Below are 23,228 nucleotides of genomic sequence, written 5' to 3' on the forward strand. Positions count from 1 at the left end.
AATGTGGCGAAAATAAGGAGCCGGGGCCGAAACTGCCGGGCTCAGTCTGGCCGATTGTCGCGGGTCCGCGCTCAGCCGCGACGGCCGGGCGCAGTGTCCCGCAGGTAGGTGAGGGCAGCCTGCACGCCGCCCGCCTGGTGCGGCACCTTGGCGAGGCCAAGCGCCATCTCGACCCCCGACAGCGTGCCCAACAGCATCAGGTCGTTGAAGTCGCCGAGATGGCCGATGCGGAAGACCTTGCCCGCGACCTTGCTGAGGCCCTGGCCGAGCGACAGGTTGAAGTTCTCAAGCGCGATCTTGCGGAAGGCATCGGCGTCGTGGCCCTCGGGCAGCACGATCGCGGTCAGTGCGCCCGAATAGGCCGCGGGGTCGCTGCACAGGATCTCGAGGCCCCAGGCCTTCACGGCGGCCCGCGTCGCCTCGGCGTGGCGCTGGTGGCGGGCGAACACCGCGTCGAGCCCTTCCTCCAGCAGCATGTCGCAGGCCTCGTTCAGGCCGTAGAGCAGGTTGGTCGCCGGCGTGTAGGGGAACCAGCCGTTGGCGTTGGCCGCCAGCATCTCCTCCCAATTCCAGAAGGCCCTGGGCATCGTCGAGGCCTTGGAGGCCGCGACCGCCTTCTCGCTGACCGCATTGAAGCTGAGGCCCGGCGGCAGCATCAGGCCCTTCTGCGAGCCGGCCACCGTCACGTCGACGCCCCAGGCGTCGTGGCGGTAGTCGAGCGAGCCCAGCGAGGAGATCGTGTCGACCAGCAGCAGGGCCGGATGGCGGGCGGCATCGATGGCGCGGCGGATGGCGGCGATGTCGCTGGTGACCCCGGTCGAGGTCTCGTTGTGGACGATGCAGACGGCCTTGATGGCGTGGTCCTTGTCTTCCTTCAGCCGCTTCTCGATCGCCGCCGGGTCGGCCGGCTTGCGCCAGTCGCCGCCCATGAACTCCGACTTGATACCGAGCCGGTCGGCCATCTTCTTCCACAGCGAGGCGAAGTGGCCGGTTTCCCACATCAGCACCAGGTCGCCGGCCGACAGGGTGTTGACCAGCGCCGCTTCCCACGCGCCCGTGCCCGAGGCGGGGAAGACGATCACCGGCTGCTTGGTCTGGAAGACCTGCCGCACGCTGCGCAGGACCTTTCGGGCCAACGCGTTGAACTCGGGTCCGCGGTGATCGATGGTCGGATGATCCATCGCCCGCAGGATCCGGTCGGGCACGTTGGTCGGCCCGGGAATCTGCAGGAAATGCCGCCCGCTGGGGTGGGAGTTCAGCCGCATTTGAAGCCCTCCGTCTTGCGCATCGTGTATACAGGCCCCCGGCCGAGCGCCATACAACGACGATTGGGGGAAACAGGACAATGATCAGGCATCATCGGGACGCGACCGTCGATCCGGCATCGGGGACGTCGCGGCGCCGCGTCCTTCGGCTCGGCCTGGCGGCCGCGCTGGCGGCGCCGGGCGTGGCACGGGCGCAGCAGGGATGGCCGCCGGCGACCATCACCTGGGTCAATCCCTTTCCCGCCGGCGGCGGCACCGACGTCTTCGCCCGGCCGCTGGCCGCCCAGGTCGGCGAGCAGCTCGGCTGCCAGATCATCATCGACAACAAGGGCGGGGCGGGCGGCACGGTCGGCGCCTCGCAGGCCGCGAAGATGAAGCCCGACGGCTCGGTGTTCTTCGTCGGGGCCATCCACCACACGATCGCGCCGTCCATCTACAAGAACCTCGACTACGATCTCGAGAAGGATTTCGTGCCGGTGACCATGATCGCGCTGGTGCCGCAGGTCATCTCGATCAACCCCAAGCGCGTGCCGGTGAAGACCGCCGCCGAGTTCGTGGCCTATGTGAAGGCCAACCCGAACAAGGTGAACTACGCCTCGCCGGGCGCCGGAACCGCTCACCACCTGGCGGGCGAGCTGTTCAAGCTCGAGACCGGGACCGAGCTCGTGCACGTACCCTATCGCGGCGCCGGGCCGGCGATGCAGGACCTGCTGGCCGGCAACGTCGACATGATGTTCGACGGGATGGGCACCTCGGCTTCGCAGATCCGCACGAACCGGCTGCTGGGGCTGGCAGTCGCCACGCCGGAGCGAAACGCGGAATTCCCCGATATCCCGACCGCCGCCGAGATTGGCGCGCCCAACTGGATCGTGTCGACCTGGTACGGGCTGTGGGCGCTCAAGGGCACGCCGCAGCCGATCGTCGACCGCATGCACGCCGAGGTCGTGAAGGCGCTGGCGACGCCCAAGCTGCAGGCGATCTGGAAGGACCAGACCGCTCAGGCGGGCGGCGAGAGCCAGGCCGACTTCGCGAAGCGTATCCGCACCGAGATCGAGAAGTGGCGGAAGGTCGTGGCCGCCGCCGGCGTGAAGCTGGACTGATCGGGCCGGGCGCGCCCGTCCCGGGAGGCTTCGCCCCCGGGACGGCGGTGCGTCTATAGTGGCGGAGATGGCCGACCTCGAAACCACCCTGCGCCGCACCGTGAAGGGCGACGTTCTGTTCGACGCCGCCTCGCGCGGGCGCTATTCGACCGACGCCTCGATCTACCAGGTCGAGCCGGTGGGTGTCGTGCTGCCGCGCGACGAGACCGACCTCGCGCTGGCCCTCGACGTGGCGCGCGACGCCGGGGCCGCGATCCTGCCGCGCGGCGCCGGCACCTCGCAATGCGGCCAGACGGTGGGACCGGCGCTGGTCGTCGACGTCTCGAAATACCTGCGCGAAGTCGTGGGCTTCGACAAGAACCGCGCCGAGGTCACGGTCCAGCCGGGTGTCGTGCTCGACCAGCTCAACGCCTGGCTCCGGCCGCACGGGCTCTGGTATCCGGTCGACGTCTCGACCTCGGCGCAATGCACGCTGGGCGGGATGGCCGGCAACAATTCCTGCGGCAGCCGGTCGATCCGCTACGGCAACATGGTGCACAACGTCGCCTCGATCGACGCCATCCTGGCCGACGGCACGCGCGCGCGCTTCGGCTCGACGCGGCCCGAGGACATGCCGGCCTCGGTGCGCGCCATCGCCGACAAGGTGGCGGCTCTCGCTTTCGCCGAGCGCGACGAGATCGAGCGCCTGTACCCCAAGGTGCTGCGCCGCGTCGGCGGCTACAACCTCGACATCTTCTTCCCGCAGTCGGAGCGGCCCTACACGCTCGACAATTCGGTGAACCTTGCCCACCTGCTGGTCGGCAGCGAGGGCACGCTGGCGGTGACCGAGCGCCTGACCCTCAAGCTCGCGCCTTTGCCCAAGCACAAGACGCTGGGGGTCGTGAACTTCCCGAGCTTCTACAAGGCGATGGAAAGCGCCCAGCACATCGTCCGCCTGAAGCCGACGGCGGTCGAGCTGGTCGACCGGACCATGATCGAGCTGGCGCGCGCCAACCCGTCCTTCCGCCCGGTCATCGAGCGCGCCCTGATCGGGCAGCCCGAGGCCATCCTGCTGGTCGAGTTCGCGGGCGAGGAGAGGGAGCAGCAGCTCAGCGACCTCGCGCGCCTGGTCGAGCTGATGGGCGATCTCGGCCTGCCGGGGAGCGTCGTCGAGATGCCGGAGCCCCGTCCGCAGGCCGCGCTCTGGGAAGTGCGCAAGGCCGGGCTCAACATCATGATGTCGATGAAGGGTGACGGTAAGCCCGTCTCCTTCATCGAGGATTGCGCGGTGCCGCTCGAGCACCTGGCCGACTACACGCAGCGGCTGACCGACGTCTTCACCCGGCACGGGACGCGGGGCACCTGGTATGCCCACGCTTCGGTCGGCACGCTGCACGTGCGGCCGATCCTCGACATGCGCAACGAGGGCGCGGCCAGGATGCGGGCGATCGCCGAGGAGGCCTCGGCGCTGGTGCGCGAGTACAAGGGCGCCTTCTCGGGCGAGCACGGCGACGGGCTGGTGCGCTCGGAATGGGTGGCCTGGCAGTTCGGGCCGCGGCTCACCCGTGCCATGGAAGAGGTCAAGGACCTGTTCGATCCGCGGGGCCTGCTCAACCCGGGCAAGATCGTGCGGCCGTCCCGGATGGACGACCGCTCGCTGTTCCGCTTCAAGCCGGGCTACGCCAACATCGCCTACAAGCCGGCCCTCGACTGGTCGGCCTGGAACGTCCAGAACGATCCGCTGACCGAGGCGCTCACCGCGCCGGGCAGCGGCGGCGACCCGACCGGCGGCTTCGCCAAGGCCGCCGAGATGTGCAACAACAACGGGCATTGCCGCAAGTTCGACGCCGGCACGATGTGCCCGTCCTTCCGCGTGACGCGCGACGAGAAGCACCTGACGCGCGGCCGCGCCAACACGTTGCGCCTCGCCCTGTCCGGCCAGCTCGAGGGCGCACTGGCGTCCGACACCGTGGCCGCGGCCCTCGACCTCTGCGTGAGCTGCAAGGGCTGCAAGCGCGACTGCCCGACCGGCGTCGACATGGCCCGCATGAAGATCGAGGCGCGCTCGGCTCGCCGCATGGCGAAGGGACTGCGCTGGCGCGACCGGCTGATCGGCAGCCTGCCCGCGGTCGCGCCATGGGCGCGGCGGCTGCCCTGGCTGTTCAATCTCGCCTGGTTCGTGCAGCCCTATCTCGGCTTCGCCAAGCAGCGCCGCCTGCCGCAATGGCGGCGCGACACGTTCCTCGCCACGACCGGCGTCGACCAGGCCGACGCCACGGTCGTGATCTTCGCCGATACCTTCTCGAACAATTTCGAGCCGCAGGTGCTTCACGCGGCACGTCGCGTGCTGGAAGCGGCCGGCCATCGCGTCGCGGTCGCCTGGCCCGACCTGGGCGCGCCCGCCCTGTGCTGTGGCCGGACCTACCTCGCGACCGGCCAGGTCGACCGCGCGCGGGAGGAGGCGCGGCGGCTGCTGCGGGCGCTCTCGCCCTTCGTCGCCCGCGGCGTGCCGGTGGTCGGGCTCGAGCCGTCCTGCCTCTTCACCCTGCGCGACGAGATCCAGGCGCTGGGGCTGGGCGAAGAGGCCCGCGCCGCCGGCGACAATGCCTTCTTGTTCGAGGAGTTCCTGGTGCGCGAGAAGAAGGCGGGGAGGCTCGACCTGCCGCTGCGGCCGTTGCCGCAGAAGGAAGCCTTCCTGCACGGCCATTGCCATCAGAAGGCGTTTGGCGCCATGGGCGCGGTCGAGGAGGCGCTGGCGCTGGTGCCCGGCCTCGCGGTCACGCCGATCGAGTCGAGCTGCTGCGGCATGGCCGGCAGCTTCGGCTACGAGGCCGAGCACTACGAGACCTCGATCGCCATGGCCGAGCTGTCGCTGATGCCGGCGGTGCGCAAGGCGCCGCCCGACGCGCTGATCGTCGCCGACGGCACGTCCTGCCGCCACCAGATCGCCGACGGCGCGGCCCGCCAGGCGATCCACGTCGCCCAGGTGCTGGCAGCGGCCCTGGAATAGAACGGAGGCGTTCCACGCCGCCCCTTCTCTGGAGAGGGAGGGTGTGGGGCGTCGCGGTCCAGTCGAGTCGATTGCAGCCCCGCCGCCGCTATGGCACGGTCCGCCGCCTATGCAGCAGCGCCTGAGAAATCCCTATTCCAGCGCGGACATTGACCGCGCGAGCCACGAGCGGGAGAGCGACGAGCGGATGATCGAGCTTGCCTCTTCGGGGGCGGCCCGGTTCGTGCCGATCGACACCGAGAAGAACCTCGTGAAGGCAGGGGGCAGCCCGGAGGCGGTATTCCTGCAGGGCATGATGGGCCGCGCGATCGCCAATGCCGCCGAGCACCACATCTTCCTGGGCTACATCGAGGGCGTTCCGTACTTCGCCGTCGACGTCACCGGCAAGGACGTGCCGCTGAAGGAGCTCGGCGAGTTCGTCGACCTCCGCCAGGTTGGCGCCCTGCTGTTCGCCCGCGAGGGCTCGATCCTGGCCTATGCCCGCGGCATGACCTACTGGCACCGCCGCCACCGTTATTGCGGCAGCTGCGGCGCCACGACCCGGGTCGGCAAGGGCGGCCACGTCCGCATCTGCACCAACGAGAACTGCAAGGCCGAGCACTTCCCGCGCACCGACCCGGCGGTGATCATGCTGGTCCATCACGGCGACAAGTGCCTGCTCGGCCGCGGCAAGCATTTCCCGCGGGGCATGCACTCGACCCTGGCCGGCTTCGTCGAGCCGGGCGAGAGCTTCGAGGATGCCGTCGCGCGCGAAGTCTACGAGGAAGTGAAGGTGCGGGTGAAGGACGTCGTCTACCGGTCCTCGCAGCCCTGGCCGTTTCCCGCATCGGTAATGATCGGCTTCCATGCCGAGGCCGAATCGCTCGACTTCAGCGTCAATGAGTCCGAGCTCGAAAGCGCCCGCTGGCTCACCCGCGAGGAGCTGCAGCCGGAGAACCTGCCGAAGGACGGCTCGTTCTTCATGCCCCGCCGCGATTCCATCGCCCGCCGCCTGATCGAGGAATGGCTGGGCCACGAGGCCGGCCCGTCGATCGGTGGCTGATGCCGATTATTCCTCCCTGCGCGAAGCGCGGGGAGGTGCCCGCGCAGAGGGCGGAGGGGTCATGAGCATTCGCGATGTTGCTCATGACCCCTCCGGCCCTTCGGGCCACCTCCCCAGCGTAGCTGGGGAGGCAACACATTGGGGAAAATCATGACCGTCCAGCTCTTCACGCCCGTCGAGATCGGCGGCGTCACTCTGCCCAACCGCATCGTCGTGTCGCCGATGTGCCAGTACGCGGCGAGCGACGGCTCGGCGCAGCCCTGGCACCACGTTCATTACGGGATGCTGGCGATGTCGGGCGCCGGGCTGCTCTGCCTCGAGGCGACGCATGTCGAGCGGGACGGGCGAATCACCCAGGGGTGCCTTGGCCTGTACAGCGACGAGAACGAGGCGGCGCTGAAGCCGGTCGTCGACTGGGCGCGCGCCTGGATGCCCCATGTCAGGCTCGGCGTGCAGCTTGCCCATGCCGGGCGCAAGGCGTCGGCCCAGCGTCCCTGGAAGGGCGGTGGTCCGCTCACCCGGGCCGATGCGCCGGACCTGCCCTGGACCACCGTGTCGGCCTCGGCGATCCCCTATGACCGGACGTGGCACACGCCGCTGGCGCTCGACGCGGTCGGGCTGAAGCGGATCAAGCAGGCCTTCGTCGACGCCACCCTGCGCAGCGCCCGGCTGGGCTTCGACGTGGTCGAGATCCACGGCGCCCACGGCTACCTGCTGCACCAGTTCCTGTCGCCGATCACCAACACGCGCGGCGACGAGTATGGCGGCAGCGCCGAGAAGCGCCGGCGCTTTCCGCTCGAGGTGTTCGAGGCCTGCCGGCGGGTGTGGCCGGCCGACAGGGCGATCGGCATGCGCCTGTCCTGCGTCGACTGGGTCGAGGGCGGTCTCGGTCTGGACGAGACGGTCGAGACGGCCCGCCAGCTCAAGGCGCTGGGCTGCGACTTCATCGACGCCAGCTCGGGCGGCAACGCGGCGGCGCAGAAGATCGCCGTCGGGCCGGGCTACCAGGTCGAGTTCGCCGCCCGCATCCGCCGCGAGGCGGACATCAGGACCTGGGCGGTCGGCGTCATCACCGAGCCCGAGCAGGCCGAGCGCATCATCGCCTCGGGCGAGGCCGACTGCACGGCCCACGCGCGTGCCTTCCTCCTCGATCCCCGCTGGGGATGGAACGCGGCCCGCGCGCTCGGAGTGGAAACGCCGCCCTTGCCGCTGCCCGCTGCCCGCGCCACAACCATACTGCCCTTCCGGCCCCAGCCTGCGGTGGCCCGGGCGGCCGAATAGGAAAACGCCGAAAATGTCGAGCGTACTTCTTGCCGAGGACGAGTTTCTGATCCGCGCCGTGCTGGTGGACGCGCTGGAGGCGCTGGGTATCGCCTGCATCGAGGCCGGGACGGGGCAGGAGGCCCTCGACGTGCTGGCGGGCCAGGCGCCGCTTGCCGCCGTGATCGTCGACCTCGGCTTGCCCGACATGCCGGGCCAGGCGGTCATCGAGGCTGCCCGCCGCGACCGGCCGGCGCTGCCGATCATCTGCTGCTCGGGCTCGGGGGCCGCCGCGGCGCCTCCCGGCATTCACGTCTTTCCCAAGCCTTACAGTGCGGGCGATTTGTCGAAGTTCGTGGCGTCGCTCGTGGGAAAAGCCTGAACCCGGATGCGGCGTCTCCTCAAGCTGCGCACCTGGAAGCTGCGGAGTACGACCGCCGCCGAGACCGCAATGGTGCTGGCCGTGGCGACGCTGGCCGTGCCGCTGCTGCTCTTCGCCGGGGCGGCCTGGCTGGCCCATGGCGAGACCTGGGCGCAGGCGGAGGAGCGCCTCGGCCGAACCCTCGACCTGCTCTACACGAACGTCCGCGCCTCGTTCGAGATCGACTACCTGATCGCCGCCAACGTCATGGACCAGCTGGAGGACGATTCCAACGCGTCCATCCGGGCCAAGGAGCAGGAGGTCCATCTGCGCCTCAAGCGCCTGGTGGAGCGGCTGCCCCAGATCGAGGATGTGTGGGTGCTCGACGACCAGGGGCGGCCGCTCGTGGCCGCGAACCTCTTCCCCGCACCGGGCGAGAAGGTCTTTTCCGATCGCGCCTATTTCGGCGCGCACCGCGACGATGGCCGCCAGCGCTTCGTCAGTGAGCCGCTGCGCGGACGGGGCAAGGAGATCGACTTCTTTCAGTACAGCGAGCGGCGTCAGGGACAGGACGGGGCATTCAGCGGCGTGGTCGTCGTGTCGATGTCGCCCAGGTATTTCATCGACCGCTTCGCGCAGGCGGCCGATGCCGACAAGTTCACGACCTCGATCGTCCGTGCTGACGGAGAGATCCTGGTGCGCTATCCGGTCGAGGAGGGGACCGGCCGGCTGGCGGCCAACACGGGCTTCATGCGCAGCATAGCCGACCGTCCGGAGAGCGGCCGCTACGTGACCCAGGCCTCGGGCGTCGATGGCGTGCCGCGTCTGTTCATGTATCGCAAGCTGCCCGACCTGCCCATCTACGTGGCCAGCGGCTATTCGCTGCAGAGCATCCGCGACGAGTGGATCGGGCGGATGTCGTCCCACCTGATCTTCGGCATCCCCGCCACGCTCGCCCTGTTCGGCCTGGCGGTGCTGGCCTCGCGTCGGGCCATGCAGCAGACCGATGCACTGTTGCAGCTGCGCGAGGAGCAGCTCCGCCGCCAGGGGGCCGAGGAGAGCCTGCGCCAGTCGCAGAAGATGAATGCGGTCGGTCAGCTCACCGCCGGCATCGCCCACGACTTCAACAACCTGCTGACGGGCATCGGCGGCGCGGTGGAGATGATGGGCCGCCGCGTCGCCCAGCCCTCGGCCGACTTCAACCGCTTTCTCGAGCTGGCCCAGGCCGGCGTGTCGCGGGCCGCGACCCTGACCCAGCGGCTGCTCGCCTTCTCCCGCCAGCAGCCGCTGCAGATCGACGTCATCGACGTCAACAAGCTGGTCGCCGGCATGTCCGAACTGCTGCGGCGCACGCTGGGCGAGCGCGTCCGGGTCGAAACGGTGCTGGCCGGCGGCCTGTGGCGGGCGAAGGCCGACGCGATCCAGCTCGAGAGCGCGATCCTCAACCTCGCCATCAACGGGCGCGATGCCATGCCGGAAGGTGGCGCGCTGACGATCGAGACCGCCAACGCCCACCTCGATGACGCCTATGCCGCGGCGAATGCCGAGGTGACGGCGGGTCAGTACGTGCTGATCGCCGTGTCGGACACGGGGAACGGCATGGACCAGGAGACCATCGCGCGCGCCTTCGAGCCGTTCTTCACCACCAAGCAGCGCGGGCAGGGAACCGGCCTCGGCCTCAGCATGACCTTCGGCTACATCAAGCAGGTGGGCGGCCACCTGAAGATCTACAGCGAGCCGGGTCACGGTACGGTGGTCAAGATCTACGTGCCGCGGGCGCTCGAGGAAGCCCCGCCCGAGCCCGAGGCCGCCAGGCCGCCGGCGCGGGACGCCGGCAGCGGCCCGGTCGTGCTGGTGGTCGAGGACGACGCGGTCGTACGCGATTTCGCCATCTCGGCCTGCCGCGAGATCGGCTGCACGGTGTACCAGGCCGGCGATGCGCCGGCGGCGCTCGCAATCCTGCAGGCGCACGACGACGTCCAGCTCCTGTTCACCGACGTCGGCCTGCCGGGCGACATGAACGGCCGCCAACTCGCGTCCGCCGCCACCGTGCTGCGGCCCGATCTCAAGGTGCTGTTCACCACGGGCTACACCGCCAACGCGATCGTGCACCATGGCGTGCTCGATGCGGGCGTCAACTTCATCGGCAAGCCGTTCTCCATCCCCGCGCTCGCCGCCAAGTTCAAGTCCATGGGATTCTGAGCGGCGGAACCGCCTGCGGTTTCACCGGATCGGAAAGACATTTATCCTGCCGGGCAATGAGCGACACTGAGTCTCCCCCAGCGCCGCCACGACCCGATCTTCCGGGCACGTCGCCCGCTGCCCGGCCTGCCGCGGCGCCTTCGCCGGCACCTGCCGCGGCTCCGGCGCCTGTTCCTGCGCCACCTCCTGCACAAGTGACCGCACCCCCGGCCGTGCCGGCAGCTCCCGTCGCCGTGCCGCCCGCGCGCAGCGTCAGCCGCCTGCGCCGCCTGGTCGGGGTGGGGGGCACGATCCTCGCTTTGTTCATCGCCTGGGAGGTGCTGACCTACTACGTGGCCTACACAGACGACGCTTACGTGCGCTCCGACCTGGTGGCCGTGGCGCCCGAGGTGACAGGCCCGATCATCGAGCTCTCGGTCGTCGACAACCAGGCAGTGAAGAAGGGCGACCGGCTTTACCGGATCGATCCGGTGCCGTTCCAGCTCGAGGTCGACACGCGCCAGGCGCAGATCGAGGAGCAGACGGCCCTGGTCAAGGTGGCGCGGGAGGAGCTGACCACCGCGAAGGCTTCGCTCGACGCGGCGAGGTCGAGCCACACCTATGCTGCCGAGCAGCAGGCGCGCTATGCCGTGCTGGCGTCCGAGAACAACGCGCCGCGCTCCGAGCTCGATCGCGCCAATGACGAGCTGCGGCGGGCGACCGCCGACATGACCATCGCCACCATCGCCATCGAGAAGGCGCAGACCAGCATCAACGTCCACCAGGCCGCGCTCGATGTCGCCAAGGCGGAGAAGGCGACCGCCGAATGGCGGCTCGGCAAGACCGACGTGTTGGCGCCGGCCGACGGCTGGATCAACAACCTGACCCTCAGGGTCGGCGACACCGCGACCGTCAACATCCCCAACATCGGCATCGTCGACGCCCACGCCTGGCGGATCATGGCGAACTACAAGGAGTACTATATCCGCCCGCTCAAGGTCGGCGGCACCGCCTGGGTGTGGCTCGACAGCGACCCCTGGACCTTCCACAAGGCGCGCATCGCCGGCATCGCCCGCGGCATCAGCCGCAGTCCCGAGCCCGGGATGCTGCTGCCCTACGTCGCGCCGACCACCGACTGGATCCGCCTGCAGAGGCGCATCCCGGTCACGATCTACCTCGACGAGGCGCCGCCCGACGGCAAGCTCTACATGGGGGCGGACGCGCGCACCGTCATCTTCCCGCGATGATCCGCCGGCTGCTGCGCGCCATCAGCGAGGATTTCGCCGAGCTTGCCGACCTCGTGTGGACCTCGCTCGAGGGCTACGGCCGCGAGCTCCTCGAGCTCGGGAGCGATCCGGTGCGCACGCGCCAGGGGATCGTCGCCGCCTGCTCGGTCGTGCTGGCGACCTTTCTCGCCCTCCTGCTCGAGATCGAATCGCCGTGGTGGGCGGCGATCAGCGGGTTCATGTCGCTGATGGCGACCGGTGCGGGCTCGCTGCGGCGCGGCCTGCTGCGCCTCACCGGCACCGCGGCCGGCGCGTTGCTGGGCTTCGTCATGGCGCGCTGGCTGCCCTACGACCATGTCGCGCTCACCCTGTTCCTGGCCCTGGTGACGATGCTGGGGGTGATCGCCATGCAAGTCAGCCCGCACGGGCTCGCCTTCCTGTTCCTCACCATCACCTCGAGCATGGTGCTGCTGATGAGCCTGAACAATCCCGAGCAGGCGGCCGCCGTGGCCTACTACCGCGTGCTCGAGGTCGCGGTCGGGGTCGGCTCGGCGATCGTCGTCGCCAAGCTGCTGCAGGACTGGCACGCCGAGCCGCCGCCGCAGGCGCCGGGATGGCGGCACCTGCTCGGGGCGCAGTGGCCGGTGGTGCTGCACGGGGTGCGTTCCGCGATCGCGGTGGTGGCGGTCCTGTGGATCTGGATCATGATCGACCTGCCGGAGGTGGCGGAGATGGCGATCACGGTCGCCGTGGTCATGTCGGCGCCGGTGATCGCCGACGGCGGGCTCGGCACGCGCCATGCCGTGGCGGTGCGCTCGATCCATCGCTTCCTGGGATGCCTGATCGGCGGCGTGGTGGCGCTGGCCTTCCTCGCCATGCAGATCGAATCCTTCGCCTGGTGGCTGGCCCTCATCGGCGCCGCCGCCTGGATCGGCATGCACATCCAGTCCGGCCCGCACGGCGTCGGCTATGTCGGCACCCAGTCGGGCTTCGTCTTCATCATCACCATGGTGCAGGGCGCCGCGCCGCCCGACAGCATCATGCCCGGCGTCGACCGCTTCATCGGCATCACCGGCGGACTCGGCATCCTGCTGGTGATCTCCCTGCTGCTGTGGCCGAGCGACAAGGAGCTCGCGGAGGAGAAGGCCTCGAGCCTGGAATGACGGTCGTCGCATGAGCCCGATCCTGCGGGCGATCCTCGCCATCATCGTCTCGGTCCTGTGCTTCTCGGTGCTGAACGCGATGTCCAAGACGCTGAGCCAGCACTATCCGGTCATCGAGGTGATCTGGGCGCGCTACTTCTTCGCCTTCATCCTGATGCTGGCCCTGTTCCTGCCGCGCAGCGGCCGCGACCTGTTCCGCTGGCGCAACGTCGGCTCGCAGGTCGTGCGCGGCCTGCTGCTGTTCTTCTCCTCGTACCTCTACTTCCACGGCATCGTGTACCTGCCGCTGGCCACCGCCGCCTCGATCTCGCTCACCAGCCCGCTGGTCGTGACCGCGCTCTCGTCGCGTTTCCTCGGCGAGCCGGTCGGGCCGCGCCGCTGGGCCGCCGTCGCCGTGGGCTTCGCCGGCGCGCTGATCGTGGTGCGCCCGGGTCACGCCCACTTCGACTGGCATGCGCTGCTGATCGTCGGCAGCACCCTGTGCAGCGCCCTCTACCAGCTCTTCTCGCGCCGCTACGGCCAGACCGAGCGGCCCGACGCCTCCGCCACCATGGCGACCATCGTCGGCACCGTGGTCGCCGCGCCCCTGCTGCCGTTCGAATGGGTGACGCCGACGGGCGGCCTGCATTGGGTCCTGTTCGCCGGCATGGGCGTGATGGCGGGCGTCGGCCACTACTTCCTCACCATCGCCTACAGCCAGGCGCCCGCCGCCGTGATCGCCCCGTTCAACTACCTGCAGCTTCTGGGCGCGGCGCTGCTGGGCTTCGTGGTGTTCGGCGACATTCCCGACTTCTGGAGCTGGGTCGGCGCGGCCGTGATCGTGAGCTCGGGCCTCTACATCGGCCATCGCGAGCGCCTGCGCCACAGGCTGGCCAAGCAGGGTCAGCCGCCCGCGAGCCCGCCGAACAAGAATTGACCATCTGACCAAGATTTGAGCGGGCTCTTCGCTCTCCACGCCCGGCGTGAGGGAGAGTCGGTGTCTCGTGGCGACGGAGAGTTCGCCAGCACCAGCGCCTGAACCGACGACCCTCTCTCCGGCATCGCGGCAGAGGAATGACTGGCATGCGCCTTGCACAGTCTTCCGCAGCGCAGGCCGCATCAGCGGTTCTCTCGGTTGGCGTGCCGACAATTTCGATGACGGTTGCCCCGTTTGGGCAACCGCCAGGGAGTTGATCAGCCCAGTGTACCGACAAGCCGCAATCCCCCATCCCACCGCTCCGCTGATCGAGGAGGGCATCCATGTGTGACCGTATTGGCTGTACGCACGTTCCGAACCTGTCCGGCATGGACTTCACCGGTGCGGCCGCCGCACCGTCGCGCCGCGGCTTCCTGAAGGGCGCTACCGGCGGCGCCATCGCCATGGCGATGGGCCCCGGAATGATGGGCTTTGCCGGCAGCGCGCATGCCGGCGCGCCGTTGAAGTCGACCCACGGCTCGGGCTTCTGCAACCTCAACATCTTCCTCGCGCATTCGCGCCAGTACGCCAAGGCGGCGGGCACCGAGCTGGTGTTCGTGAACACGCCGACCTCGGCCGAGATGGTGACCTTCCTCGGCATGGGCCAGGTCGACATCGGCCTGATGCCCTACACCAGCTTCATGGCGCTCTACGACAAGGGCGCGCCGGTCAAGATCGTCGCCGGCGGCGGCATCGAGGGCTGCGCCATCGTCGCGCGCCCGGGCCTCGACAAGCCCGAGAAGCTCAAGGGCAAGACGCTGGGCACCTTCCAGATGGATACGCTGGAGGTCATGCCCTACGACTACCTGAAGAAGCACAACATCTCGTTCAAGGACGTCACCGTCCGCTACATGGGCAACACGCCGGAGGCCGTCGAGGCCTTCAAGGCCGGCGCGCTGGACTGGATCTGCACCATCGAGCCCTACGCCTCGGCGCTGGTGAACGACGTCAAGGGCGCGGTCATGCTGACCGACGGCACCGACCTCTACGGCAAGGGCTACACCGACTGCGTGCTGGCCGCGCGCGCCAGCCTGATCAAGGACAATCCGGCCGGCCTCAAGGCCATCATCAAGGGCATGATGCAGGCCCAGCTCGACGCCGAGACCCACACCGATGAGGTGCTGAAGGAGCTGGTCGGCAAGTACTACAAGACCTCGATGGAGAACGCCCGCATCGCCAAGGGCAAGCAGCCCGCCGTCGTCGATGCGCGCAGCCAGACCGACTTCATCCTGAAGCGCACCGACAGCGTCATGGAGATGGGCTACATCAAGAAGAAGCCCGGCCGCGACGCCATCGACTGGACGATGCTCGAGGAGGTCATCAAGGAGAACCCCGACCTCTACGGCAAGCTGAAGTACAAGTCTGCCTGAGATGGCTGTCGTCGAACGCGACGCCACCCCAAGACCCTCAGGCCGGGGCGCCGCCGCCGGGACATCCCGCCCGGCGGCGGCAACGCGCCCGTCGCCCGCCCGCCGTCTTTCCTCGATCGCCGGCATGGACTGGCTGTCCAAGATCGGCTGGACCTGCCTGTCGGTCGCCCTGTTCGCCGGCCTGTGGGAACTGTGCTGGGCGATGGGCTGGGCGGATCCCAAGCTGCTGCCGCCGCCGCACATCTTCCTCTCGAACTTCGCCGAGCAGGGAAAGTACTTCAACACCGCGACCCGCTGGCAGGTCGGCGTGTCGATGGGCGAGGGGCCGTCCGCCTTCGAATCGGTGATGATCACCGTCGCCGCCACCACCATGCGCGTCTTCGTCGGCCTGGTGCTGGCCTCGGTGCTGGCGATCGGCATCGGCGTCGCCATCCGCTACTGGCATCTGTTCGACCGGCTGGTGCTGCCGACCGTCACGCTGCTCTCGCCGGTGTCGCCGATCGCCTGGCTGCCGGTCGCGATCTTCCTGTTCGGCATCGGCAACGCGCCCGCCATCTTCATGGTGGTGGTGGCGCTGTTCTTCCACATGGTGCTGGCGACCATCGCCCAGATCGACGGGGTGAGCCCCAACCTGATCAACGTGGCGCGCACGATGGGCGCGTCGAAGCATCAGATCTACGGCCGGGTCATCGTGCCGGCCATCCTGCCCGGCATGCTGCAGGTCCTGCGGATGAACCTGTTCGGCGCCTGGATGGTGGTGCTGATCGCCGAATCGACCGGCGTCGGCTACGGCATGGGCCAGGTGATCATGCTGGCGCGCAACACCTTCAACCCGTCGCTGGTGTTCTTCACCATCGCGGTGATCGGCGTGCTGGGCTTCGCCTTCGACTGGCTGCTGCGCTTCGCCCAGCGCCGCATCCTCTACTGGCTGCCCGATACCCAGGAGAAGCTGCGTGGCCTCTGACGTCGACCAGCCTTTCTCGGCCTCGCCGTTCTCGTCCCGCGACGCCGTCGTCTGCCGCGGCGTCGGCAAGACCTGGGCGGCCGGTACGCGGCGCGCCCACGAGGCGCTGCGCGACATCGACCTCGACATCGCCCCGGGCGAGTTCGTGGTCTTCCTCGGCCCCTCGGGCTGCGGCAAGAGCACGTTGCTCTACCTCATCGCCGGCTTGGAGGACGCCACCGAGGGCCAGACCTGGTCGTTCGGCGACCTGGTCGAGACGCCGTCTCCCGAGCGCAGCCTGATCTTCCAGGAGACCTCGCTCTTCCCCTGGCTGACCGTGTGGCAGAACGTGAGCTTCGGGCTCGCCATCCGCGGCGCCTCGCAGGCCGAGCGCCGGTCGGTCGCCGCCGAGGCGCTGCAGCGGGTCGGCCTGAAGGCGGCCATGGAAAAGCGGCCCGACGAATTGTCCGGCGGCATGCGCCAGCGCGTGGCGGTCGCCCGCGCGCTCGCCATGCGTCCCAAGGTGCTGCTGATGGACGAGCCCTTCGCCGCGCTCGACGTCCAGACGCGCGCCCGCATGCAGGATTTCCTGCTCGACGTCTGGCGCGATTCCGGCGCCTCGGTCCTGTTCGTGACCCATCACATCGACGAGGCGGTGGCGCTGGCCGACCGCGTCGTCGTCTTCACCTCGCGGCCCGGCCGCATCAAGACCATCGTGCCGGTCAACCTGCCGCGGCCGCGCAACCTCTTCAGCCGCGAGGCCGAGGCCATGCGCATCCAGCTCACCGAGCTCCTGCGCGACGAGGTCGACCGCGCCTTCGCCGAGCAGGAGGCGATGGCCTGACGCAGCCCATCAGCACGACACTTCATGTTCCTCTCCCCCGATCGGGGGAGAGGCTAGGTGAGGGGGCATCGACGGCTCTCTGCAACCCCTCACCCAACCTCTCCCCCTTGCGGGGGAGAGGAGCCTGAATTCTGAAGAGACGAGTTTGCAAGGAGGACCCATGCCCACCAGTCTCATCCGCAGCCGCGCCGCCATCACCGGCGTGAAGGACCGCTTCGCCTGGAACGAGATCAAGGACGGCGCGGTGCTGCAGGAGGACGGCGTCATCGTCGCGGTCGGCACCTACGACGATCTTCACGCCAAGCACCCGACGGTCCCGGTCATCGGCACGGGCAAGGAGATCCTGCTGCCGGGCTTCGTCAACGGCCATCACCATGTCGGCCTGACGCCGGTGCAGCTCGGCTCGCCCGACATGCCTCTCGAGCTCTGGTTCATCACGCGCATGGTGATCCGCAACCTCGACCTCTACCTCGACACGCTCTACTCGGCCTTCGAGATGATCGGGTCGGGCATCACCACGGTGCAGCACATCCACGGCTGGATGCCGGGAACGCTCGACGAGGTGCAGAAGCGCTCGGGCGACGTCATCCGCGCCTACGAGGATGTCGGCATGCGGGTCAGCTACTGCTACGCCGTGCGTGACCAGAACCGGCTCGTCTACCAGGCCGACGAGGAATTCGTGGCCTCGCTGCCGAAGGAGTTGCAGGGTCCGATGAAGCGCTGGTTCGACCGCTTCAAGATGGGCCTGGACGATGCCATGGACATGTTCAAGTCGTTCCATTCCCAGCACCACAACAAGCGCCGGGTGAAGATCCAGCTCGCCCCGGCCAACCTGCACTGGTGCTCCGACACGGCGCTCAAGGCGCTGGCCGATGCCTCGGAGAAGTACGACGCGCCGATGCACATGCACTTGGTCGAGACGGCCTACCAGAAGGAATATGCCTGGCGGCGCGGCAACTGCACGGCGCTGGAGTACATCGACCGGTTCGGCTTGGTGAACCACCGGCTGACGCTCGGCCACGGAGTCTGGCTGTCGGAGAAGGACATCGACCGCCTGGCCGAGGCCAAGGGCTGCGTCTGCCACAACTGCTCGTCCAATTTCCGCCTGCGCTCGGGCGTGGCGGCGCTGAACTTCTTCGAGAAGAAGGGCGTCAACACCGCGATCGGCCTCGACGAGGCCGGCATCAACGACGATCGCGACATGCTGCAGGAGCTGAAGCTGGTGCTGCGCGCCCATCGCGTGCCCGGCATGGTCGAGGCCGACGTGCCGACCATGGCGCAGGTGCTGCGCATGGCGACGGTCGGCGGCGCCCGGACGACGCCCTACGGCGAGAGCCTGGGGGCGCTCGAGGTCGGCAAGGCGGCCGACATGGTGCTGCTCGACTGGGACAAGGTGGCCTATCCCTATCTCGACGAGCTGACGCCGACCCTCGACGCCGTCGTCCAGCGCGCCAAGAACGACGCCGTCACCATGACCATGTGCGACGGCGAGGTGATCTACCAGGACGGCACGTTCACCAAGGTCGACCGCACGGTGGCGCTGAAGGCCCTGCACGACGACCTCAGCAAGGCGCTGAGCGACGACGAGGTCGAGCGCCGCAAGCTCTCGAAGGCCCTGCTGCCGCACGCGCGCAAGTTCTACGAGAACTACATCGACACCTCGAAGCACCAGCCGTTCTACCGGCCGAGCTCGATGGTGTAGGCCGGGCTACGCGCCGGCCGCATGACCCGCCGCATCCGGGTCGTGCATCGAACCTGCCGTCGAGTCCCGGCGGTCCCTAGCGCCGCCATCCTCCCAGGCGGAGCACCTGACGGGCGAGCCAGGGAACCGTCGTCGGGCGCACCAGCCTTGCGTCGTAGCCGGCGAAGCGGCGATCGTTCTCGGAGAGGCATACGCCCAGCAGTTCGCGGAAGCCCATCGGCACGGGGCTGACCGCCTGGGCGCCGTGGACGGTGAAGTTGTCGTTGCGCGGCTTCCTGTCGATGGTGCGGGCAAGGCCGACGCGCAGCACGGCGATATGGATCCACACGCCCGCGACGCGCAGCTCGAAGCGCAGGCGGCGCCACGGCGACAGCCTGGCGCGATGCCAGGCCAGCCAGTTGGCGAAGAACAGGATGTGCCGGCACTCCTCCTGGATCACCGGCTCGAACGTCTCCACGAGCTCGGCCGGAAAGAAGCCGGAGCGGCGGGCGAGGTCGAACAGGCCGAACGCGAAGAAGCTGTCGATGCATTCGGAGAAGCCGGTCAGCAGGTATCCCCATTCGGCGTCGCGCGGCACGTCGTAGGCCGGCTCCTTGTCGAGCGCGATGCCGTAGGTCTCGACCAGCCGCGACAGAACCTGCTTGTGCCGGTCTTCCTCCCAGGCGTTCAGCATGATCGTCGCCTGCATCTCGCGATCGCCGAGCGAGGCGGCATAGGCGGCGAAGCGCAGGCGGGCCTGGCCCTCGGTCTGCACCGCGATGTCCCAGATCGGCAGCGAGGTCAGCCGCTGGAGTTCCTCGGGCGCCAGCCGCGGCCAGTCGATGACGGCTGGCCGGTAGGGGTTGAAGGTCTCGTGGAACATGGCGCAGATGGCGCGCCGGTGGGCCTCGGAGCCGGGCTGCAGCGGTCCCGCCTCGGCGCTGGTCCAGGCGCGCGACACGCGCTCGGCGGCCGCGACCTCCTCGGGGGTCGCCGCCGCATGGCCGTTGCGCGGCGGCTCGAAGGCCTCGACGAGCGCCATCAGCGCGTCGATGTCGACGCCCCTGCGGAGCGCCGCGCCGGTGATGCCTCCATCCATGGACTGTCCGTTCCCCGCTGTGGATTCGCCGCTGCCGCAGGAGTCTCGATTCCCGGGCGAGCGGACCGGCCCGAGACGGGCGGCGCGCCTCACCATGCGTCGTTCCGAGGGTGGCGGCCCGACAACGATGCCGCCGGGCATTTGGCGGTTTCAAGTCAAATCTCTGCGTTCTCCGCGGGGCGGGCGCGACGCGGCGTCACAAGAGCGTTTCGCGCCGTCCGGGTGCCGGTGTAGCCTCGTGGGGGCGCCGGGGGCTTGAGTGGAGTGATCATGAGGTCGAAGGCGGGCTCCTGGCCGATCCGGGTCTTGCGCGTCGTCGGGCAGGTGGCGGTGGTCGTCGCCATCACCCTGGCCCTCGACTATCTCCTCCTGGCGACGGTGTTCTCCGACTGGAAGCGCAACTGGCGCGATGCCGCGACCGCCTACACGCAGGCCTATGTCCACGTGCCGTGGCACCACGACCTGGCGCCCAACCAGAATTCCGAGCGACCGTGGGGCCGCTACGTCTATCCGTTCCGCACCGACGGATACGGTTTCCGCACGGGCCGCTGCGCGCCGGGCGAGGCCGACCGCAGCAAGCCGGCGATCTTCGTCATCGGCGATTCCTTCACCGAGGGGCTGGGCGTGCCCTACGAGGACAGCTTCGCCGGCATGATCGCCTGCGCCGCGGAAAAGGAAGGCAAGGCGGCCTGGAATCTCGGCGTTCTGTCGTTCAGCCCGGTCATCTACCTCCGCAAGCTCGAGGCGGCGGCCGAGAAGCTCGGCGTCAAGCCCGTCGAGGTCTTCGTCTTCCTCGACCTCTCCGACATCACCGACGAGGCCATGATCTATCGCGTCGCGCCCGACGGCACGATCGCGATGGCGCCGTCGTACCACTGGTTCGACACCGGCCAGTTCCTGCTCGGCAACTTCGCCACCTTCCGCCTGTTCTACAATCTCTGGCTCACGGTCGGCTCGGCCGCTCCCGACGAGCGCTGGCGCGGCAGCTGGAGCCTCGATCCGGCGGCGATGGAGAAATGGGGCCGCCGCGGCCTCGCGCTGGCCGACGGCAACATGGACAGGATCGCCGCGCTCTGTCGGCAATGGAACGCGCGCCTGACGCTGGTCGTCTATCCCTGGCCGGCCAACGTCGTGGCCGGCGACCGGAACAGTGTCCAGGTGACGCACTGGCGCGACTGGGCCGCCCGGCACGGCGCGCGCTTCGTCGACGGCTTCGCGCCGTTCTTCCGCGAGCCCGCCGAGGAGGTGGTGCGCAAGTACTACATCCCGGGCGACGTGCACTTCTCCGCCGCCGGCCACCGCCTGCTGTTCGACGAGTTCCGGCGGACAATGGGCGAGTTCTGAGTCGGCTCTGCGGGGTTCGTCACCTTCAGTGCGTCTCGAACTGAGGCCGCAGCGCGACCAATTTCGCGGCGACACCCTTGCTGGCCTCTGCTAGCTCCGGCCGAGGGCTCAGTCCCATATGGCCAACCGCGACGCCGTAGAGATATTCGGCGATTTCGTCCGCCGTGGCGCGGTCGTCCATCAGCATTACATAGGCCTTGTCGGCGTAGGCGTCGTATTCGTCGGCGCCCTGGCCCGAGTCGTTGATCCCGATGGGATCCCATTCTCGAAACAGGATGGTCCGGACCCTCGCTCGATTTTCGCGAGACTGATACTTGTTTCGACCGTGAGCCATTGCGGAACCCCAAGACCGTGGAGGTGACTTCATCGGATGGCAGGCGCTGTCGGTGCACGAACGCCATGGGAGAGAAACTACCGCGCCATCCCTGTCGCGCCGTCCGGCACGTCGTAGAAGGCGAGCGTCATCGCGACGCTCGTGTAGTGCCCCATCAGGGTGATGACGTCGGTGACGCCGACATGGCCGAGCACCGCCACGGCGCGATCGTGCATCCCGCGCGAGACCCAGCGGCCGGCCGAGAGCACGACGGCCATCTCGTAGACCACCTGCTCGCGCGCATCGTCGAACGCCGTCGGCAGGCCGGCCAGGATCGCCTCGACCTTGGCCGCCGGCAGCCCGGCCGTCTTGGCGATCCGCTCGTGCGCCGCCGTCGGATAGGCCGAGCGCCAGTGGCTGGTGATGACGCAGACGGCGATCTCGCGCTCGCGTTCGCTGAGCGAGTACCGGCCGGGCTGGAAATGCGCACCGAACGGGCCTGCCACCTTGGCGAGCCGGGGATTGTGCACCCAGATCTTGGTCGGGCCGGGCAGGCGGCCGCGGCTCTCGATCATCGCCCTGTAGCCCTCCTGCTGCTCCGGGCTCATCTCCTCGAACGGGATCTCGGCATAGCGGCCGAAGGTCGGGGTCTCGGGCATGGCGGTTCCTCCCGTGCCGGCTGGGTTGTGGCTGCGATTCCGGCTACACTGTGCGGCGATAGCCGATGGAAGGGAGCAAGTCGATGACTGCGCAGACCAGAGGCCGTATCCGCCATGTCGCCTTGAGCGTGCGGGACCCGTGGGAGACCGCCGCCTTCTACAAGCAGGCGCTCGGCCTCGAAGAGGTGCTGGAGCTCGACGGCCCGCTGGCCGAGGGCGTGTTCCTGACCGACGGGGTGGTCAACCTCGCCCTGCTGCACTTCAAGAGCGACGAGGCCTCGCAGGGCACCGGCGTGGACTTCGTCGGCATCCACCATATCGGCTTCTGGGTCGACGACGTGGTCGAGCAGGGGAAGATCGCGCGCACCACCGGCGCGACCTGGATCATGGGCGATCCCAACAACCCGCACGGCTACGAGATCAAGCACACCGATCTCGACGGCATCATCTTCGACATCGCCGCGCACGGCTGGGTCGGCTCGCAGAAGGAGCCGGGCGGCGAGGGCAACGTGGCCAACCCCAATCCGAGACGGCGCCTGGCGAAGTTCGACGAGCGCCGGGCGCGGGCCGAGGCCAAGGTCGCGGCGATCCGCGCCGGGAGCGTGCCGGCCGCCGCCGAGTGATCAGCGGCCGGTGTAGGCCACCGCCTCGATCTCGACCTTCATGCGCGGATCGACCAGCGCCTTGACCTCGACCAGGGTCGAGACCGGCTTGTGCTCGCCGAAGTAGCGCTGGCGGATCGGGTTGATGCTGGCGCGCTCGGCGATGTCGGTCATGAAGACCTGCACCTTCACCACCTGGTCGGACCGGCCGCCGGCATGGCGCAGGCACGTGTCGATCGACTTCAGCGCGATCTCGAACTGGGCGACCGTGTCCGCCGGGATCGTGCCGTCGGCTTTCATCCCGACCATGCCCGAGAGGTAGATGAAGTCGCCGGCCCGCACGACGTGGCAGTAGTGACTGACCGGCTCCAGCTCGCCGGGGACCATGAAGCGCTCGATGGGCATGTCGACGACCTCCCTGTGGTGACAGGCGGAAGCCTATCACGCGCGGCCGGGACGGACCCTCGTTACTCCGCGGCCGGGGCCGCCTTCTCGGCCTCGAACTGGGCGAAGGCGTCCAGCGCGTGGGTGGCGTACATGACCGACGGGCCCGCGCCCATGTAGATCGCCATGCCCAGCGTCTCCAGCACCTGCTCGCGCGTGGCGCCGTGCTTCAGCGCGGCCTTGACGTGGAAGCCGATGCAGTCGTCGCAGCGGATCGCGACCGCGATGCCGAGGGCGATCAGCTCCTTGGTCCGGCCGTCGAGCGCCTGCGGCGCCGTCGCGGCCTGGGCAAGGCCCGCGAATGCCTTCATCACCTCGGGCGCTCCGCCGCGCAGGGTGCGCAGCTGCGCCGTCAGTTCGCTCACGTTGGCAGGCCAGTCCTTCATG

Annotated in this window: 21 protein-coding genes; 15 read left to right on the forward strand and 6 right to left on the reverse strand. The window is 68.9% G+C overall.

All coding sequences use genetic code 11. From position 1 onward, the window contains the following. Nucleotides 1–71 precede the first annotated feature (71 nt). Entirely contained in the window at nucleotides 72–1,265 is a 1,194-nt protein-coding gene (locus ACO073_RS12280) for a pyridoxal-phosphate-dependent aminotransferase family protein (RefSeq protein ID WP_421997701.1), read from the reverse strand. Between the two features lie 80 nt (nucleotides 1,266–1,345). On the opposite strand from ACO073_RS12280, the gene ACO073_RS12285 reads away from it, so the two are divergent. From ACO073_RS12285 to ACO073_RS12345, 13 genes are all read left to right on the forward strand, one after another. Continuing rightward, the gene (locus ACO073_RS12285) at nucleotides 1,346–2,365 is read left to right on the forward strand and encodes a Bug family tripartite tricarboxylate transporter substrate binding protein (protein WP_421997702.1); all 1,020 of its coding nucleotides are present in this window, start codon (nucleotides 1,346–1,348) and stop codon (nucleotides 2,363–2,365) included. Nucleotides 2,366–2,432: 67 nt separating this feature from the next. Further along, nucleotides 2,433–5,354, forward strand: coding sequence for an FAD-binding and (Fe-S)-binding domain-containing protein (locus ACO073_RS12290; protein ID WP_421997703.1), 2,922 nt, complete (start codon nucleotides 2,433–2,435; stop codon nucleotides 5,352–5,354). A gap of 187 nt (nucleotides 5,355–5,541) precedes the next feature. Then, entirely contained in the window at nucleotides 5,542–6,396 is an 855-nt protein-coding gene (gene nudC / locus ACO073_RS12295; RefSeq protein ID WP_421997704.1) for an NAD(+) diphosphatase, read from the forward strand. A 150-nt stretch (nucleotides 6,397–6,546) separates the two neighbouring features. After that, nucleotides 6,547–7,677: an NADH:flavin oxidoreductase/NADH oxidase gene (locus tag ACO073_RS12300; RefSeq protein WP_421997705.1), complete on the forward strand. Its 1,131-nt coding sequence runs from the start codon at nucleotides 6,547–6,549 to the stop codon at nucleotides 7,675–7,677. Between the two features lie 13 nt (nucleotides 7,678–7,690). Further along, on the forward strand, nucleotides 7,691–8,038 hold the full coding sequence (locus tag ACO073_RS12305) for a response regulator (RefSeq protein WP_421997706.1): 348 nt from the start codon (nucleotides 7,691–7,693) through the stop codon (nucleotides 8,036–8,038). A 6-nt stretch (nucleotides 8,039–8,044) separates the two neighbouring features. Next, a complete protein-coding gene (locus ACO073_RS12310) occupies nucleotides 8,045–10,219 on the forward strand; it encodes an ATP-binding protein (protein ID WP_421997707.1) in 2,175 nt (724 codons plus the stop codon). Nucleotides 10,220–10,413: 194 nt separating this feature from the next. Continuing rightward, nucleotides 10,414–11,445, forward strand: a complete 1,032-nt coding sequence (locus ACO073_RS12315) for an HlyD family secretion protein (RefSeq protein ID WP_421997708.1) — start codon at nucleotides 10,414–10,416, stop codon at nucleotides 11,443–11,445. Next, a complete protein-coding gene (locus ACO073_RS12320; protein WP_421997709.1) occupies nucleotides 11,442–12,587 on the forward strand; it encodes an FUSC family protein in 1,146 nt (381 codons plus the stop codon). Before ACO073_RS12315 ends, ACO073_RS12320 begins: the two co-directional genes overlap by 4 nt. 10 nt (nucleotides 12,588–12,597) lie before the next feature. Next, on the forward strand, nucleotides 12,598–13,503 hold the full coding sequence (locus ACO073_RS12325; RefSeq protein WP_421997710.1) for a DMT family transporter: 906 nt from the start codon (nucleotides 12,598–12,600) through the stop codon (nucleotides 13,501–13,503). A gap of 323 nt (nucleotides 13,504–13,826) precedes the next feature. Next, entirely contained in the window at nucleotides 13,827–14,912 is a 1,086-nt protein-coding gene (locus ACO073_RS12330; protein WP_421997711.1) for an ABC transporter substrate-binding protein, read from the forward strand. A gap of 124 nt (nucleotides 14,913–15,036) precedes the next feature. Beyond that, the gene (locus ACO073_RS12335; RefSeq protein WP_421997712.1) at nucleotides 15,037–15,876 is read left to right on the forward strand and encodes an ABC transporter permease; all 840 of its coding nucleotides are present in this window, start codon (nucleotides 15,037–15,039) and stop codon (nucleotides 15,874–15,876) included. Continuing rightward, nucleotides 15,866–16,699: an ABC transporter ATP-binding protein gene (locus ACO073_RS12340; protein WP_421997714.1), complete on the forward strand. Its 834-nt coding sequence runs from the start codon at nucleotides 15,866–15,868 to the stop codon at nucleotides 16,697–16,699. Before ACO073_RS12335 ends, ACO073_RS12340 begins: the two co-directional genes overlap by 11 nt. 160 nt (nucleotides 16,700–16,859) lie before the next feature. Beyond that, nucleotides 16,860–18,401 (forward strand): amidohydrolase family protein, encoded by a 1,542-nt coding sequence (locus tag ACO073_RS12345; protein ID WP_421997715.1) that lies wholly within the window; start codon nucleotides 16,860–16,862, stop codon nucleotides 18,399–18,401. Nucleotides 18,402–18,477: 76 nt separating this feature from the next. On the opposite strand, the gene ACO073_RS12350 is transcribed toward ACO073_RS12345, so the two are convergent. Beyond that, a complete protein-coding gene (locus ACO073_RS12350; protein WP_421997716.1) occupies nucleotides 18,478–19,479 on the reverse strand; it encodes a hypothetical protein in 1,002 nt (333 codons plus the stop codon). Nucleotides 19,480–19,749: 270 nt separating this feature from the next. Between ACO073_RS12350 and ACO073_RS12355 the strand changes: the two genes are divergently transcribed. Further along, nucleotides 19,750–20,823 carry a hypothetical protein gene (locus ACO073_RS12355; RefSeq protein WP_421997717.1) on the forward strand — a complete coding sequence of 358 codons (1,074 nt, stop codon included), beginning with the start codon at nucleotides 19,750–19,752 and terminating at the stop codon, nucleotides 20,821–20,823. Nucleotides 20,824–20,848: 25 nt separating this feature from the next. Here the strand turns inward: ACO073_RS12355 and ACO073_RS12360 are convergent, their stop codons facing one another. After that, on the reverse strand, nucleotides 20,849–21,157 hold the full coding sequence (locus tag ACO073_RS12360; RefSeq protein WP_421997718.1) for a hypothetical protein: 309 nt from the start codon (nucleotides 21,155–21,157) through the stop codon (nucleotides 20,849–20,851). A 77-nt stretch (nucleotides 21,158–21,234) separates the two neighbouring features. Then, on the reverse strand, nucleotides 21,235–21,795 hold the full coding sequence (locus ACO073_RS12365; RefSeq protein ID WP_421997719.1) for a carboxymuconolactone decarboxylase family protein: 561 nt from the start codon (nucleotides 21,793–21,795) through the stop codon (nucleotides 21,235–21,237). Between the two features lie 83 nt (nucleotides 21,796–21,878). Between ACO073_RS12365 and ACO073_RS12370 the strand changes: the two genes are divergently transcribed. After that, nucleotides 21,879–22,418, forward strand: a complete 540-nt coding sequence (locus ACO073_RS12370; RefSeq protein ID WP_421997720.1) for a VOC family protein — start codon at nucleotides 21,879–21,881, stop codon at nucleotides 22,416–22,418. Here ACO073_RS12370 and ACO073_RS12375 read toward each other — a convergent pair whose 3' ends face one another. Both ACO073_RS12375 and ACO073_RS12380 read right to left on the reverse strand, forming a co-directional pair. Further along, nucleotides 22,419–22,802: a RidA family protein gene (locus ACO073_RS12375; RefSeq protein WP_421997722.1), complete on the reverse strand. Its 384-nt coding sequence runs from the start codon at nucleotides 22,800–22,802 to the stop codon at nucleotides 22,419–22,421. 62 nt (nucleotides 22,803–22,864) lie between these two features. Then, nucleotides 22,865–23,227, reverse strand: coding sequence for a carboxymuconolactone decarboxylase family protein (locus ACO073_RS12380; RefSeq protein WP_421997723.1), 363 nt, complete (start codon nucleotides 23,225–23,227; stop codon nucleotides 22,865–22,867). Nucleotide 23,228: the final 1 nt, after the last annotated feature.

Source organism: Reyranella sp., assembly GCF_965229815.1.
Classification (GTDB): Bacteria; Pseudomonadota; Alphaproteobacteria; order Reyranellales; family Reyranellaceae; genus Reyranella.

Bases quoted from the DNA above. Each gene is read 5' to 3' on its own strand.
- ACO073_RS12355 (WP_421997717.1), top strand. From the start codon at position 19,750: ATGAGGTCGAAGGCGGGCTCCTGGCCGATCCGGGTCTTGCGCGTCGTC.
- ACO073_RS12310 (WP_421997707.1), top strand. From the start codon at position 8,045: ATGCGGCGTCTCCTCAAGCTGCGCACCTGGAAGCTGCGGAGTACGACC.
- ACO073_RS12360 (WP_421997718.1), bottom strand. From the start codon at position 21,157: ATGGCTCACGGTCGAAACAAGTATCAGTCTCGCGAAAATCGAGCGAGG.
- ACO073_RS12345 (WP_421997715.1), top strand. From the start codon at position 16,860: ATGCCCACCAGTCTCATCCGCAGCCGCGCCGCCATCACCGGCGTGAAG.
- ACO073_RS12335 (WP_421997712.1), top strand. From the start codon at position 15,037: ATGGACTGGCTGTCCAAGATCGGCTGGACCTGCCTGTCGGTCGCCCTG.
- ACO073_RS12375 (WP_421997722.1), bottom strand. From the start codon at position 22,802: ATGCCCATCGAGCGCTTCATGGTCCCCGGCGAGCTGGAGCCGGTCAGT.
- ACO073_RS12305 (WP_421997706.1), top strand. From the start codon at position 7,691: ATGTCGAGCGTACTTCTTGCCGAGGACGAGTTTCTGATCCGCGCCGTG.
- ACO073_RS12290 (WP_421997703.1), top strand. From the start codon at position 2,433: ATGGCCGACCTCGAAACCACCCTGCGCCGCACCGTGAAGGGCGACGTT.
- ACO073_RS12300 (WP_421997705.1), top strand. From the start codon at position 6,547: ATGACCGTCCAGCTCTTCACGCCCGTCGAGATCGGCGGCGTCACTCTG.
- ACO073_RS12285 (WP_421997702.1), top strand. From the start codon at position 1,346: ATGATCAGGCATCATCGGGACGCGACCGTCGATCCGGCATCGGGGACG.
- ACO073_RS12320 (WP_421997709.1), top strand. From the start codon at position 11,442: ATGATCCGCCGGCTGCTGCGCGCCATCAGCGAGGATTTCGCCGAGCTT.
- ACO073_RS12380 (WP_421997723.1), bottom strand. From the start codon at position 23,227: ATGAAGGACTGGCCTGCCAACGTGAGCGAACTGACGGCGCAGCTGCGC.
- ACO073_RS12370 (WP_421997720.1), top strand. From the start codon at position 21,879: ATGACTGCGCAGACCAGAGGCCGTATCCGCCATGTCGCCTTGAGCGTG.
- ACO073_RS12280 (WP_421997701.1), bottom strand. From the start codon at position 1,265: ATGCGGCTGAACTCCCACCCCAGCGGGCGGCATTTCCTGCAGATTCCC.
- ACO073_RS12365 (WP_421997719.1), bottom strand. From the start codon at position 21,795: ATGCCCGAGACCCCGACCTTCGGCCGCTATGCCGAGATCCCGTTCGAG.
- ACO073_RS12350 (WP_421997716.1), bottom strand. From the start codon at position 19,479: ATGGATGGAGGCATCACCGGCGCGGCGCTCCGCAGGGGCGTCGACATC.
- ACO073_RS12330 (WP_421997711.1), top strand. From the start codon at position 13,827: ATGTGTGACCGTATTGGCTGTACGCACGTTCCGAACCTGTCCGGCATG.
- ACO073_RS12325 (WP_421997710.1), top strand. From the start codon at position 12,598: ATGAGCCCGATCCTGCGGGCGATCCTCGCCATCATCGTCTCGGTCCTG.
- nudC (WP_421997704.1), top strand. From the start codon at position 5,542: ATGATCGAGCTTGCCTCTTCGGGGGCGGCCCGGTTCGTGCCGATCGAC.